Genomic DNA, 12,940 nt, shown 5'->3' on the forward strand with positions numbered 1-12,940 from the left:
TGCGTGGGGCGGTGCCGGCTGAATCCGCGTGGGGGGGGTTGTGTTTATTTTTTTGCTTTTGGGGGGTTTTGGGTGTGTTAAAAATAAGGGCTCCCCCACCCCAAACAACGGCCAGGAGGAGGCTTCTCTACTTCGCCCTCTTTCGACTCAAAAAAGCATCGATTGCCATCCCCGCCATGACGGTGAGGAGGACGATTGATGACTCGGGTTGAGAAAGCGAGCCCGTTTTGTCAGAGGCATGCCTGGGCAGGCGGTTGAGCGGGAATGGCGCATCTGGGTCCGGCTGCCAGTTGGTCCACGTGGTCGGAACTCGGCTGACCTCCTCGGTGGTGAGGACTCGGGGCCGCTTGCATCGCAGGACCGATGGACGTACGCCGGTCTTGTCCTGGGTCACCAGTACCCGGGCTTCGAGAGCGTTCGCCGCAGGGGTGAAGTTTGGTCCGGTCAGCATCACGAAACCGGAGGCGAACAGCAATACCGTGGCCATGTACCAGTCGTGCCCACCGATTCTGTGGGCGGTCACGTCGGATATGCCTTCGAAAGTGAGTGAGGGCGGGTTGAGCCACGCAAAAGCGGAGCCGACTTCTCCCGCCCCTTCGTCGTCACCGAGGCGGGTGTAGGAAAGTCCCCTGTTCAGCAATGCGGCGTCGCCTCTGGAGGCGAACGTCGGTAGATATTCGGACAGCGCATCCCTAAGTAGCTCGATCGTCTCCTCGCGTGCCAGGAGCGCGGGGAGGAACTCCGAGTCGATCTCGGCCGGCGCCGCGAAGCGCTCCACGACGTCGTCCAGGGATGTGAGGTGAAAGAAGCGGTCCTCGATGCCTGCGAGATCGGACTTCATCGGCTCCGGGTAATCTGTGCCATCGCCGAAGTCCTTCGTGTTCGCGCTGACGAAATAGACCTTCTCGTCCTCGTGGTCGCGTGCGTACCCGACGGCTGTCAGCCAGATTGCAGCATCCCGGGAGCCGGTCTTGTCGCCTTTCTGGCCGCCGACCCGCTTGCACGGCGCGAGGATGTTGGACTCCCGGAAGAGCGCGGTCTGCAGTAACTCCACGTCCGGCTCGATAACCTCGACCATCTGCTGGTACATGTTTCGCCAGTGCCCACGGTGCCGCTCCGTGTTGACCTGATCGAGGCTAGGTGCCCCTCCTGACCACGGGACGTGCCTTCTCAGCTCGTTGATCGCCGAAGCTGCTTTAGCGTGCGCCTCCACGTACGGGAGAGTTCGGTGTGAGGCCAGTTCCTCCAAAACCACCCACGGGACAGCGACCTGAATGTTGGCTGCCTTGAGTGCCCGGAGGAGGTCGGCAGTGCTGCTGTCTGGCGTCACGTCCCAGAGGATGTTGGTGTCCAGAATGATCAAGGGTGGTGGCTCCGTCCACGCTGGTCTGGCTCGTGCGGCAACCTTCTCAGATTCAGAACTTGGGTGCAGTATCGGCTTGCCGTCGGCGAGGCAGCGCCTCTCGACAAGGGCCGGCGTTCGTCTTGCTGGGGTACCCAGCATGCCCGTAGTCGCCGTCGAGATTGTCTACAGGTGCGAGTCCACAAGGGGCACCAGGGGTGGCTCCGACTTCCCGCTGACCGGACGGAGATCCTCCGCTAGGAGGCGCCAGCCCTCCGCTGGGCAGCCTGGTAGTCGTCGAACGCCTTCGCCGCCAAGTAGATGGCATCAGAGAGAACCTCGGCTTCCTCCAATGCCAGCTTGATGTTGATGCGGTGCGGGCCGAGCCTGAACTCGCCGGTGGCCGGGTCGTACCCGCCTCCCCAGTGATCGCGAGCTGCGGCTGCTGCACCGTCTCGCTTCTTCTGCTGCTTCTGACGGTTGCCTTCACCGAGGGCGTAGTCGTGGAAGTGGATCAAGATGTCTCGGGCCGCGATTGCGCCCGGGACCTTGTCCAAGAAGCGCTGCCGAGCGGCCTCTAGTTTCACCCGAGCTGCTGGGCGGCAGTCGAGCAACGTGCCCTTCAGCATCATGCCGGCGGCGTACTCGACCTGCCGCAGGGCAACCGCGAACTGCCGGGCGTCAATCTGCCGTGGGTCAGGCAGCCACAGGCCAAGCTCCTGCTCGTCGAGGCGGCGCGCACAGAGCCGGAGTGTCCAGATCCACCACTGCGCCTCGGTGACGGCGATCGACTCTGGGTGATGTGCTGGCGACCAGGGGTCGGGGGTAGCCGCCGCTGCCTCAGTCATCCCAGCAGTCTGGCTGTCTAATCTCGCCGTGGGTAGTGAGATAGCGTGAGTCCTCCCCGCGCACCTCCGTGCCCCGGGTCGCGATCATGCTCCTCGGTGGCAGTGGCCAGGGCAGTCAGTCTGCCGGCTTGGCCTTGACGTAGACGCCCTCGCCCTGGCGGCCTTCGACCAGGCCCTCGGTCTTGAGGACCAGCATGGCTCCACGGATCGAGCCGTAGGAAACGTCGTACTCGGCCTTCAGCTCGGCGGTAGACGGGAGCTTGTCTCCCACGGCGAGCTTGCCGCTCCGGATCTGCTCGCGGATGGCCTCGGCCACCCGCTCGTACTTGGCGGGCATCTGTACTCCTCGGGTCGCACCCCGAGTAGATCACTTTCAGAAAGCCGCATCAACTATGTCGAGGCGGCTAGACCAAGTAGACATAGTTGATTAAGCTCCGGGTCGTGTTCGTCCTCGGGTCGCACCAGGAGGGGCACAAGTCCGGTGCCTGCCCGCTTGTCCCCCCGTGCCAAGTTGCGGCAGGCACCGGAACCCCGATGAGCAACCAGCCACACCAAGGCGAGCCGTTTCGGCGGTCGGGCCGGGCGTCGCTGTCGACAGCGAGGGACGGAGGGACATGGAGCGGAGCACCGATACCCCCACCGGGCCGGCCGGTGACGGCCTCTCTAGGGGGTCCGGCGGTAGCGCCGACGGCACCACCGAGAGCGGCGGGATCTACCGGACCACGCAGCGCCTGCTGACACCAGTAGAGGTCCGCTGGCAGCGCTTCCCGATGACTCGGTTCGGCCGGCGAGGGCTCGACCCGGAAGCAGTCGCGACTTTCCTGCGTCGCGTCGAAGCCGACCTGGACGCGCTCTACCGAGAGATCGTCGCTGCTCGGGATGAGGCTCGCTGCCACCAGGAGGCTCTGGGGGATCTGCGAGCGGAGCGCTGGAGTCCACACGAGCCATGGGGGCAGCGTCGCCGCGGTGAGTACAGGCGGGCGCCTCTGTGGCCGCCGTATTCAAGTCGCCAGCACGGCAGCCACGGGCGACCGGGAAACGGGCGGGGCGATGACTGACTACCCGGCGATGCACGGCCCGTCGAGGCCGGACTGGAACTGCCTCGTCTGCGGCGAGCCCTGGCCGTGTCTAACACGCAAGCGCCAGCTCAAGGAGCTGTGCCAGTGCAACGTCCGGACGCTCGTGCACTACATGAGCGAGTACCTGCGCGACGCCCACCAGGAGATCGACGGCATGAGCACGGCCGAGATCACCGAGCGATTCGTGGGGTGGTGCAGCAAGCCCTTGGAGATGTGGGCGACCCAGGAGCACGAGATCAAGCCCGTCAAACGACGGGAGCAGGTGCACCAGCGAGGAGGTTGGAAGATGATCGACCAGGACCGTGGACTGATGCCCTCAAGGATGCTGACCGTCGACCCAGTGCCACCCGTGTTGACCAGCGGGGCTGCCCAAGACAGTTCGGTTTCCTTCTCGATGGAGCAGCTCACCGAGGTTCGCATCGAAACTCCCAACCTCACAATCTCCATCAAGTCGCCGGCGGGCCTTGAGAAGGTCAGCCAGTCGGTAGAGAAGCTGTATGCCACCCATCGAGCCGCCTGCGTGCAGAGATCGTCTTCACTCGGCTTCGCGACGCCGTGAGCGAGCTTCCGGCTTCGGGAGACGTCATCCGTGTGACCCGTGCGGCGTCAGTGCAGTTCATTCGGCCGATGACCTTCAAGGTGATCAAGGTGCTGACCGAGTTGCACACCTACGACGGCTGGGTCTGGCTCCGGGGTTACCAGTTGGACGACAAGGGAAACGCAGTCGCCAGCCGGGAGATCTTCGTCCAGCCTGCGGGCTTAGTGATCTTTCAAAAGCACCGACCCCAGCGAGCAGCCACGGCCAACATTCAGCGGGGAAGGAACATGTCGCCAGCGGTGCGTCGATCGACGGTAGGCGTGCCGAATTCTAACGGCCTGGGTCGGTCGAAGTAGCCATGCGTGCATAGTCTCCTTACGCTGAGTCTCATGTCCGGTATCCAGTTAACCCTCGCCATCGTCGGCGCGACCGTCGGCGTCGGCAGTCTTTTGTGGACGATCGCCTGGGCTCTCAGGTCGTTCCGCAAGAGCGGTGCCGAGGTCGCCGCGGAGCTCGGCCAGGGCTACGTGGACGAGGGCGGCATCCTGCATGTGTATTTCCAAGATGGGCGATCCAAGATTACTCGGATTGAGGGCGATCCGTGGGAGCGACGCAAGAAGGCTGAACAGCAGAAGCCAGCAAAGGTGCGCGTCCAAAAGAACAAGCGCAAGGTCGAAGGAGCCCCGGACCAAGAGCATCAGTGGCAGCCGGTCAACGCCGTGTTCGCCAGAAACAGCGGACGTTCCGCCATCAGCGTTGCCAGGTGTCTGTACGTCGTGGAACTAGACCTGGGCACAGTATTTGAATTCGAGCCTCAACCGGCCGATAGCCCCTGGGGTGATCTTTTGCCCAAACGTATCGAGGCGGGCGAGGAGATCATCTTGCTCCACGACAAGGAAAGCATGTGGGGACTACTCAATGGCGTGCTTCGTGACCATGGTGTCTTCCAAACCGTCTACGGCGTCTACCTGGAACTCGGGAACGGCGCCACGATCTTCGCCCGCCCACCGATCATGATTCAGGCGTTCATGGACGACGAGGAGTACGCAAAGATCGACAAGCGGATCCGCCGCGAGGTGTACGAAGGCCCAGAGGCAGAGGAAGGCCGGCCGAGTAAGCGCTCTACCCGACGTTATCTCAAGTGGCATCGGAGGCACGTGGTCATGGAGGAGGATCTCGACCCGGGTAACCTGCGCGCCATGCGGGGCCAGACGGATGATCTCTTACGACACGCTGAGGGAAGCCAAGGCAGAGCGGGCGAAGATCATCGCCGGTAAGTCGACGGGGACCTACGTCGCGCCCTCGACGCTGACCCTGGGGGAGTACCTCCCCACCTGGCTTGCTGGGAAGCGCAACCTGCGGGCCGGGGCGCTTCGGGCGTACAGGGATGCACTTAAGCCTGTCGTTGAGCGGTTCGGGGATGTTGAGGTGCAGAAGCTCCGCAAGGCGGACCTGGACGGCCTCGTTGACTGGATGCTCACCAGCGGGCGCAGGGTCGGCAACGTCCAGAAGCAGAGCCTGTCGCCGCGATCCGTCTGTGATGCTCGCCGTACTGTCCGGAGCCCTGGACAGCGCCGAGAAGCAGGGGTTGATCGTCCGGAACGTGGCGAAGCTGGTGGAGCGGCCGACTCACCGGCCGAAGGCGTTGAAGACCTGGACGGCAGAACAGGCGATGGCGTTTCTTGTCTACGTCGCCGAGGACCGTCTGTATGCGGCGTGGTGCCTCAGTCTCTACGGGCTGCGGCGCGGCGAGGTCGTAGGGCTCCGCTGGGAGTGGGTCGACCTCACCGGCGAGCGTGCCGAGGAGCTGGGCGTAGCCAAGGGGACACCGACCATCACCATCTACAAGGCGCGGGTATCGGTTGCGGGCGAGGTGTTCGAGGAAGACCCCAAGAGCGAGCGCGGTCGACGCACGCTGCCGCTGGACGCGACTCTCGTAGCAGCCCTCAAGGCACTGAAGGTCCGCCAGGCAGCCGAGCGCCTTGAGGCCGGCGCGCGTACGAGAAGTCAGGTCTTGTTGTCGGCGACGAGCTGGGTCGGCCGCCACGCCCGGAGTGGTACGGCGACAGGTTCCAGTGGTTGGCGGCGAAAGCTGGGTTGCCTGTCATCCGCCTGCACGACGCGCGGCACACCTGCGGAACGTTGATGCACCTGCGGGGAGTACCTGCGGCAGTCATCTCCGCTTGGTTGGGCCACGCGAGCGCGGCCTTCACGCTCAAGACGTACGTCCACTCGCAGGACGGAGCACTGCACAGTACCGGCGCGACGTTGATGCAGGCGCTAACAGGCGTCGGACCCGCTGCCCCAGTGGTGGGTCTGGTCGGCGATCAGGGGCGGGAGCGGGACCACCGTCCCGCATGATCAACAACCCCTGTGTGACACAACCGTGAGAAATTAGCCGTCGGAGATAGATGTACAGCCATGACGTAGATCGTTGATCACGGGGGTGACCTGCATGTATTGATGGAGCGGGCGACGGGAATCGAACCCGCACCGTCAGTTTGGAAGACTGAAGCTCTGCCATTGAGCTACGCCCGCGTACGCCCGGAACCCGGGCGCGCCGACAGCCTACCCAATGCCCGCGATGAGCGCGCGGCCGTATCCCCGCCGCCGCGCCGGCGTCGGCCCCGCGGTTTCGGCGATCTGGGGGTATCCGGCCGGCACCGATGCCGCAACATCGGCGAAACGGCGGCCAGCACACAAGCCAGGCGTGTCCGGTTTGGGGTTGTTCGGCGCGTTGGGGGATGCCCCGGCATCCGGTTGTCGGGTCGAAGGCATAGACTGCTCGACGCCACGGGGTGTGGCGCAGCTTGGTAGCGCACTCGCTTTGGGAGCGAGGGGCCGTGGGTTCAAATCCCGCCACCCCGACTGCCTCCAGCGTGGGGCCGGTGCACCCGGGACGGTGGGCGAGCGGGATGCTTCGCCGCCGGGTCCCTGGGCGCTGCCGGTCGGCCACGCCGGTTCGCCTACACTCGATGGGCCGAAGTGCGCCCAGAATCAACCGAGATCCGTCAAGGAGTACGCCTGTGAAGAGCACCGTCGAGACTCTGAGCCCGACGCGCGTGCGGCTCGCCATCGAGGTGCCGTTCGTCGAGCTCGAGCCGAGCCTCAAGAAGGCGTACCGGGAGATCGGCCAGCAGATCCAGATCCCCGGCTTCCGTAAGGGGAAGGTGCCGGCGGCGATCATCGACCAGCGGGTGGGCCGGGGCACCGTGCTCAACGAGGCCGTGCAGGAGGCGATCCCGCAGAACATCCTCGCCGCGGTCCGCGAGCACGACCTGAAGACCCTGGGCCGTCCCGAGGTCGACATCACCGAGTTCAACGACGGTGACTCGCTGAACTTCACCGCCGAGGTGGACGTCCGGCCGGAGATCACCGTGCCGGACCTGGCCTCCCTCGAGGTCGTCGTCGACGAGTTGCAGATCGACGACAGCGAGATCGACGAGCAGGTGAAGAACCTGCGCGAGCGGTTCGCCACCCTCAAGACCGTCGAGCGGGCCGCGGCCGAGGGCGACTACGTCCAGATCGACCTGCGGGCCACCGTCGACGGCGAGGAGGTGCCGGGCGGCTCGGCCAGCAACATCTCCCACGAGGTGGGCAGCAAGCAGCTGCTGCCGGGCCTGGACGAGGCCCTGGTCGGCCTCGCCGCCGGCGAGGACACCACCTTCACCACCCAGCTGGTCGGTGGCGACTTCGCCGGCCGCGACGCCGAGGTCCTGGTGACCGTGCGTACGGTCAAGGAGAAGGAGCTGCCCGAGCTGAACGACGAGTTCGCGCAGCTGGCCAGCGAGTTCGACACCATGGAGGAGCTGCGCAACGACCTGCGTGAGCGGGTCACCCGGGGCAAGCGGGTCGAGCAGATCTACGCCGCCCGGGACAAGGCCCTGGAGCAGCTCGTCGAGGCCGCCGAGGTGCCGGCGCCGGAGGGTGTCATCCGCGACGAGGTGGAGAGCCGCAAGCAGGCGATGGTCGACCAGCTGGAGCGGATCGGCGCCTCGATGGAGGACTACCTGGCCGCCGAGGAGAAGACCGAGGAGCAGATCGACGCCGAGCTGACCGAGGCCGCCACCCAGGGCATCAAGGTCCAGCTGCTGCTCGACACCCTCGCCGACGCCGAGGACGTGCAGGTCTCCGACGACGAGTTCGGCCACGAGATCGTCCACCGCGCCCAGCGGGCCGGCATGGCCCCCCAGCAGTACTACGACCAGCTGGTGCGCTCCGGCGCCGCCGGCGCGGTCTTCGGTGACGTCCGCCGGGGCAAGGCGCTGGCCGCGGTCATGGAGCGCATCACCATCAAGGACACCGCAGGCAACGAGATCAGCCTGGACGCGCTGCGCGAGGCCAGCGAGGCGGAGCACGGGCACGAGCACTGATCGTCGGGTGAGGGCCACCGTCCGCCGGTCGCGGTGGGTGGTGGCCCGACCCCTTTCCGGGTACGAGTCCCGGGCCCCCTGCGCTGAGAGCGAACAGTGCCCGGAGCGGGACTCTGCCGCCCGGCTGAGCGGTTAGTGTCGGACAGGACGGTACGGAGAGCGAAGGGCTGCCATGACCGACATGCACATCCCAGCGAAGCCGCGGGCGCTCGACGCCCGAGGCGGCGACTCAATTGGCAACCTCGACGACTCGGTCTACAACCGGTTGCTCAAGGAACGCATCATCTTCCTCGGCAGTGAGGTCAACGACCAGGTGGCCAACCGCATCTGCGCGCAGCTGCTGCTGCTCGCGGCGGAGGACCCGGACCGGGACATCTTCCTCTGGATCAACTCGCCGGGTGGCTCGGTCTACTCCGGCATGGCGATCTACGACACCATGCAGTACATCGACAACGACGTGTCGACCGTGGCGATGGGCATGGCGGCCTCGATGGGCCAGCTGCTGCTCTGCGCGGGCACCAAGGGCAAGCGGTACGCTCTGCCGCACGCCCGGATCATGATGCACCAGCCCTCGGGTGGCCTCGGCGGTACCGCCTCGGACATCGCGATCCAGGCCGAGCAGATGCTCTACACCAAGCGGATGTTCCAGGAGCGGGTCGCGCACCACACCGGACAGACCCAGGCGCAGATCGAGGCGGACTCGGACCGCGACCGCTGGTTCACCGCCCAGGAGGCCATGGACTACGGCTTCATCGACAAGGTGATCATCGGGGCCGCTCAGGTTCCCGAGGGCGCCGGGACCCTGAGCTGATCGAGGAGCAGACGATGACCGACCTCAGCCTGCCGCCCCAGTTCGCGGCCGTGCACAACCGCTACGTCCTGCCGTCGTTCGTCGAGCGCACGTCGTACGGGGTCAAGGAATCCAACCCGTACAACAAGCTCTTCGAGGACCGGATCATCTTCCTCGGCGTTCAGGTGGACGACGCGTCGGCCAACGACGTGATGGCCCAGCTGCTGACCCTGGAGGGGACGGACCCCGACCGGGACATCATCATGTACATCAACTCGCCCGGCGGCTCGTTCACCGCGATGACGGCGATCTACGACACCATGCAGTACGTCCGGCCGGACATCCAGACGGTCTGCCTCGGCCAGGCCGCCTCCGCTGCGGCGGTGCTGCTGGCGGCCGGCACTCCGGGTAAGCGGATGGCGCTGCCGAACTCGCGGATCATCATCCACCAGCCGGCCACCGAGGGCGGCTACGGGCAGGGCTCGGACATCGAGATCCAGGCCCGGGAGATCCTGCGGATGCGGACCCAGCTGGAGGAGATGCTCTCCCGGCACTGCAACCAGCCGGTCGAGAAGGTCCGCAAGGACATCGACCGGGACAAGATCATGACGGCCGAGGAGTCCCGGGAGTACGGGTTGGTCGACACGATCCTCAGCAGTCGCAAGAAGGGTCTGCTGGCCGCCAACGCGGCCGGCTGACCTGCACGGGATCAGGGGCCGGCCGGGTCTGTCACCCGCCGGCCTCTGACACACCCGTTTTGGGGGTCGGAGAATGCCCCCGCAGCGGGTAACGTCGGGTCAGTACCGCTTCGTCGGGCGACCGGCGTGGTGGGTGGAGACGGGCAGAGCGAAGCGTCCGCAGGTCGTGGCCGGGGCTCCGGCCGATGAGTGCAGGGAGAACGTAGGTGGCACGGATCGGTGACGGCGGCGACCTACTCAAATGCTCCTTCTGCGGCAAGTCGCAGAAGCAGGTCAAGAAGCTCATCGCGGGCCCCGGGGTCTACATCTGCGACGAGTGCATCGATCTCTGCAACGAGATCATCGAAGAGGAGTTGGCCGAGTCCGGCGAGGTGAAGTGGGAAGAGCTTCCCAAGCCGATGGAGATCTGCCAGTTCCTCGACACCTACGTGGTGGGGCAGGAGCAGGCCAAGAAGGCGCTCGCCGTCGCGGTCTACAACCACTACAAGCGCATCCAGGCGGAGGCGGCCAACGCGCCGGGCGCCGGTAACGACGGCGTCGAGCTGGCCAAGTCGAACATCCTGCTGCTGGGCCCGACCGGGTGTGGCAAGACCCACCTGGCGCAGACCCTGGCGCGGATGCTCAACGTGCCCTTCGCCATCGCCGACGCCACCGCCCTGACGGAGGCTGGCTACGTCGGCGAGGACGTGGAGAACATCCTCCTCAAGCTGATCCAGGCCGCCGACTACGACATCAAGCGCGCCGAGACCGGCATCATCTACATCGACGAGGTCGACAAGATCGCCCGCAAGTCGGAGAACCCGTCGATCACCCGTGACGTCTCCGGCGAGGGCGTCCAGCAGGCCCTGCTGAAGATGCTCGAAGGCACCGTGGCGAACGTGCCACCGCAGGGCGGCCGCAAACACCCGCACCAGGAGTTCATCCAGATCGACACCACCAACGTGCTGTTCATCTGTGGTGGTGCCTTCGCCGGCCTGGATCAGATCATCGAGGCGCGTACCGGCCACGGCGGCACCGGCTTCGGCGCCCGGCTCCGGGCCGTCTCCGAGCGTTCCACGGACGACATCTTCAGCCAGGTGATGCCGGAGGACATGCTCAAGTTCGGGCTGATCCCGGAGTTCATCGGCCGCCTGCCGGTGATCACCAGTGTCCGCAGCCTCGACCGGACGGCCCTGGTGCGCATCCTCACCGAGCCGCGGAACGCCCTGGTCCGGCAGTACCAACGCCTCTTCGAGCTCGACGGGGTGGAGCTGGAGTTCGAGCGACCGGCTCTGGAGGCCATCGCCGACCAGGCCATGCTGCGCGGCACCGGTGCCCGTGGCCTCCGCGCCATCATGGAAGAGGTCCTGCTCTCCGTGATGTACGAGGTGCCCAGCAACCCCGACGCCGCCCGGGTGCTCATCACCCGTGAGGTGGTGCTGGAGAACGTCAACCCGACCATCGTCCCGCGCGAGTTCACCGGACGTCGGGCCCGACGCGAGCGCGAGGAGAAGTCGGCCTGATCCGGTAGGGGAGTGCCTTACCCTGCCGGTTTCGACCGTCCGCCCGTACCCTGGCTGTCATGCGCGTCGCCGTCTGCCAGCTGAACTCCCGCGACGACCGGAAGGCGAATCTCGCCGCCGCGGAGGCCTTGATCGATCGCGCGGCCGACGCCGGCGCGGACCTGGTGCTCCTGCCGGAGTATGTCGACTATCTGGGGCCGGGTGCCAAGATGCCGGCGCCGGAACCGGTCGGCGGCGAGGTGGGTCAGTTCTTCGCCGACGTCGCCCGTCGACGGGGCATCTGGCTCATCGCCGGCTCCTTCCACGAGGCCGGCCCCGACCCCGAGCACACCTGGAACACCACCCTCGTCTTCGACCGCGCCGGCACTCTCGCCGCCAGCTACCGCAAGATCCACCTGTACGACGTGGAGATCCCCGGTCGGGTCTCGTACCAGGAGTCGGCTTCGGTGGCCCCGGGCGACCAGTCCGTGGTGGTGGAGGTCGAAGGGCTGCGGGTGGGGCTGTCGATCTGTTACGACCTGCGCTTCCCCGAGCTCTACCGGCAACTCGCCACCGAGGGTGGTGCTCATCTGCTCGTGGTCCCGGCGGCCTTCATGATGCACACCGGGCGTGACCACTGGGAGGTCCTGCTGCGCGCCCGAGCGATCGAGAACCAGTGCTTCGTCGCGGCTGCCGGACAGACCGGGGACCACGAGCCGGGCCGGACCTGTTACGGGCGCAGCATGGTGATCGACCCCTGGGGGACGGTGTTGTCCCAGGTGCCGGACGGCCCCGGGTTCGCCATCGCTGAGGTGGACATCGACCGGCTGGCCCGCAACCGAGCAGAACTGCCCAGCCTGGCAAACCGCCGGCTCTGAGCGCGACTATCCCTGCAGCAGTACCCCCACCACCGCGAAGCCGGCGATGGCCACGGCCGTCACCAGCAGGGCGGTGCTCATTCGCGAGGGGCCCCGCCGGACCAGCCGCCCGATCGACACCACCACGGCGAAGAGCACGAAGGCCCCGATGATCAGTTGCCAGAAGGGGAGTAACAGGCCGAGCAGCGCGTCCTCGGCGAGGACCGGGCTGGTAGGCCGGGACACGTCATCCATGTCAGACACTCTGGCACGCCGGTGCCCTCTGCGGTCGCCGCCGCGAGGACACAGTTGCGCAGATGCTTGTACGTGCCAGGAGTGTGCGCCCGAGGGCAGGTAGCTGACGCCCGTGCGCAGGACGGGCTGCCGGTGAATTCCGCTCACCCGAACCCCGACCGGATGAGAGACACCTTTGGATGCTGATCCCTGATCGACAGTCGCTGATTTGCCTTCTCCGGTGGGTGCGCGTAACTTTCTCTCTGCACGAGGGAGGCCGGGCAAACCGGCCGAGAACGGGCGCCGGTCTTACGAGTGATCGTGAGGCCGAGACCGGGCGGTGCGAGTGGGCCTGAAGTTGAGGTTGCAATCGCGAAGCCGACCGGGTAAGGTTCTGGAGCCGGCAGGAGCCGGGCGGGTTGCCTGAGGGCAACTGGCCGGTCTGCGGTTCTCCACGGAAGAAGCGACCGCCGAGAGGCGTGCGCCACCGCGGGCCCGAACGATCTCAGAAGGTCTGAGCCTGAGCTTAAGGTTTGACCCGCGAGAACGATTCGGATAGTTTGGAGCGGTTGCCCCAGACAAGGTTTCGGATTCGAGGCCGAGTTTGGTGTGTGGTTGTTCTTTGAGAACTCAACAGGGTGTTTGATAAGCCAGTGCCAAGTAGTTTATGCCCCGTGCCGGCTGGAGGTCTTTGATTTCT

General features: G+C 66.0%; 15 protein-coding genes and 2 tRNA genes. 12 read left to right on the top strand and 5 right to left on the bottom strand.

Annotation, left to right across the window (positions count from 1 at the left end; all coding sequences use genetic code 11):
- Positions 1-127: 127 nt before the first annotated feature.
- From ACGFIK_RS27070 to ACGFIK_RS27080, 3 genes are all read right to left on the bottom strand, one after another.
- Positions 128-1,363 carry a PIN domain-containing protein gene (locus tag ACGFIK_RS27070; protein ID WP_393342031.1) on the bottom strand — a complete coding sequence of 412 codons (1,236 nt, stop codon included), beginning with the start codon at positions 1,361-1,363 and terminating at the stop codon, positions 128-130.
- 236 nt (positions 1,364-1,599) lie between these two features.
- A complete protein-coding gene (locus ACGFIK_RS27075; protein ID WP_393342034.1) occupies positions 1,600-2,190 on the bottom strand; it encodes a hypothetical protein in 591 nt (196 codons plus the stop codon).
- Between the two features lie 115 nt (positions 2,191-2,305).
- Positions 2,306-2,527 carry a winged helix-turn-helix domain-containing protein gene (locus tag ACGFIK_RS27080; protein ID WP_074477664.1) on the bottom strand — a complete coding sequence of 74 codons (222 nt, stop codon included), beginning with the start codon at positions 2,525-2,527 and terminating at the stop codon, positions 2,306-2,308.
- Positions 2,528-2,804: 277 nt separating this feature from the next.
- On the opposite strand from ACGFIK_RS27080, the gene ACGFIK_RS27085 reads away from it, so the two are divergent.
- The 6 genes from ACGFIK_RS27085 to ACGFIK_RS27110 all read left to right on the top strand — a co-directional run bounded on the left by ACGFIK_RS27085 (position 2,805) and on the right by ACGFIK_RS27110 (position 6,168).
- The gene (locus ACGFIK_RS27085) at positions 2,805-3,248 is read left to right on the top strand and encodes a DivIVA domain-containing protein (protein WP_393342036.1); all 444 of its coding nucleotides are present in this window, start codon (positions 2,805-2,807) and stop codon (positions 3,246-3,248) included.
- Positions 3,241-3,828 carry a hypothetical protein gene (locus ACGFIK_RS27090; RefSeq protein ID WP_393342039.1) on the top strand — a complete coding sequence of 196 codons (588 nt, stop codon included), beginning with the start codon at positions 3,241-3,243 and terminating at the stop codon, positions 3,826-3,828. Before ACGFIK_RS27085 ends, ACGFIK_RS27090 begins: the two co-directional genes overlap by 8 nt.
- Entirely contained in the window at positions 3,825-4,163 is a 339-nt protein-coding gene (locus ACGFIK_RS27095; RefSeq protein WP_393342042.1) for a hypothetical protein, read from the top strand. Before ACGFIK_RS27090 ends, ACGFIK_RS27095 begins: the two co-directional genes overlap by 4 nt.
- A 33-nt stretch (positions 4,164-4,196) precedes the next feature.
- On the top strand, positions 4,197-5,084 hold the full coding sequence (locus ACGFIK_RS27100; RefSeq protein ID WP_393342045.1) for a hypothetical protein: 888 nt from the start codon (positions 4,197-4,199) through the stop codon (positions 5,082-5,084).
- Positions 5,085-5,347: 263 nt separating this feature from the next.
- Positions 5,348-5,953, top strand: a complete 606-nt coding sequence (locus ACGFIK_RS27105; protein ID WP_393342047.1) for a hypothetical protein — start codon at positions 5,348-5,350, stop codon at positions 5,951-5,953.
- Positions 5,905-6,168 (top strand): tyrosine-type recombinase/integrase, encoded by a 264-nt coding sequence (locus tag ACGFIK_RS27110; protein WP_393342050.1) that lies wholly within the window; start codon positions 5,905-5,907, stop codon positions 6,166-6,168. Before ACGFIK_RS27105 ends, ACGFIK_RS27110 begins: the two co-directional genes overlap by 49 nt.
- A 103-nt stretch (positions 6,169-6,271) precedes the next feature.
- Here ACGFIK_RS27110 and ACGFIK_RS27115 read toward each other — a convergent pair.
- Positions 6,272-6,345, bottom strand: a tRNA-Gly gene (locus tag ACGFIK_RS27115).
- 256 nt (positions 6,346-6,601) lie between these two features.
- Here ACGFIK_RS27115 and ACGFIK_RS27120 point away from each other — a divergent pair.
- The 6 genes from ACGFIK_RS27120 (at position 6,602) to ACGFIK_RS27145 (ending at position 12,027) form a co-directional block, all read left to right on the top strand.
- Positions 6,602-6,675 (top strand) — tRNA-Pro (locus tag ACGFIK_RS27120).
- Positions 6,676-6,833: 158 nt separating this feature from the next.
- Positions 6,834-8,180, top strand: coding sequence for a trigger factor (tig, locus tag ACGFIK_RS27125; RefSeq protein WP_327024483.1), 1,347 nt, complete (start codon positions 6,834-6,836; stop codon positions 8,178-8,180).
- Between the two features lie 172 nt (positions 8,181-8,352).
- On the top strand, positions 8,353-8,991 hold the full coding sequence (locus ACGFIK_RS27130; RefSeq protein WP_327024484.1) for an ATP-dependent Clp protease proteolytic subunit: 639 nt from the start codon (positions 8,353-8,355) through the stop codon (positions 8,989-8,991).
- Positions 8,992-9,005: 14 nt separating this feature from the next.
- The gene (locus ACGFIK_RS27135) at positions 9,006-9,668 is read left to right on the top strand and encodes an ATP-dependent Clp protease proteolytic subunit (protein ID WP_393342053.1); all 663 of its coding nucleotides are present in this window, start codon (positions 9,006-9,008) and stop codon (positions 9,666-9,668) included.
- Between the two features lie 206 nt (positions 9,669-9,874).
- The gene (gene clpX / locus ACGFIK_RS27140; RefSeq protein ID WP_327024486.1) at positions 9,875-11,170 is read left to right on the top strand and encodes an ATP-dependent Clp protease ATP-binding subunit ClpX; all 1,296 of its coding nucleotides are present in this window, start codon (positions 9,875-9,877) and stop codon (positions 11,168-11,170) included.
- A 59-nt stretch (positions 11,171-11,229) separates the two neighbouring features.
- Positions 11,230-12,027 (top strand): carbon-nitrogen hydrolase family protein, encoded by a 798-nt coding sequence (locus ACGFIK_RS27145; RefSeq protein ID WP_393342055.1) that lies wholly within the window; start codon positions 11,230-11,232, stop codon positions 12,025-12,027.
- A 6-nt stretch (positions 12,028-12,033) separates the two neighbouring features.
- Here ACGFIK_RS27145 and ACGFIK_RS27150 read toward each other — a convergent pair whose 3' ends face one another.
- Positions 12,034-12,261 carry a hypothetical protein gene (locus ACGFIK_RS27150; RefSeq protein WP_102660820.1) on the bottom strand — a complete coding sequence of 76 codons (228 nt, stop codon included), beginning with the start codon at positions 12,259-12,261 and terminating at the stop codon, positions 12,034-12,036.
- Between the last annotated feature and the right edge of the window lie 679 nt (positions 12,262-12,940).

This window comes from Micromonospora sp. NPDC048871, assembly GCF_043198155.1.
Taxonomy (GTDB): Bacteria; Actinomycetota; Actinomycetes; order Mycobacteriales; family Micromonosporaceae; genus Micromonospora.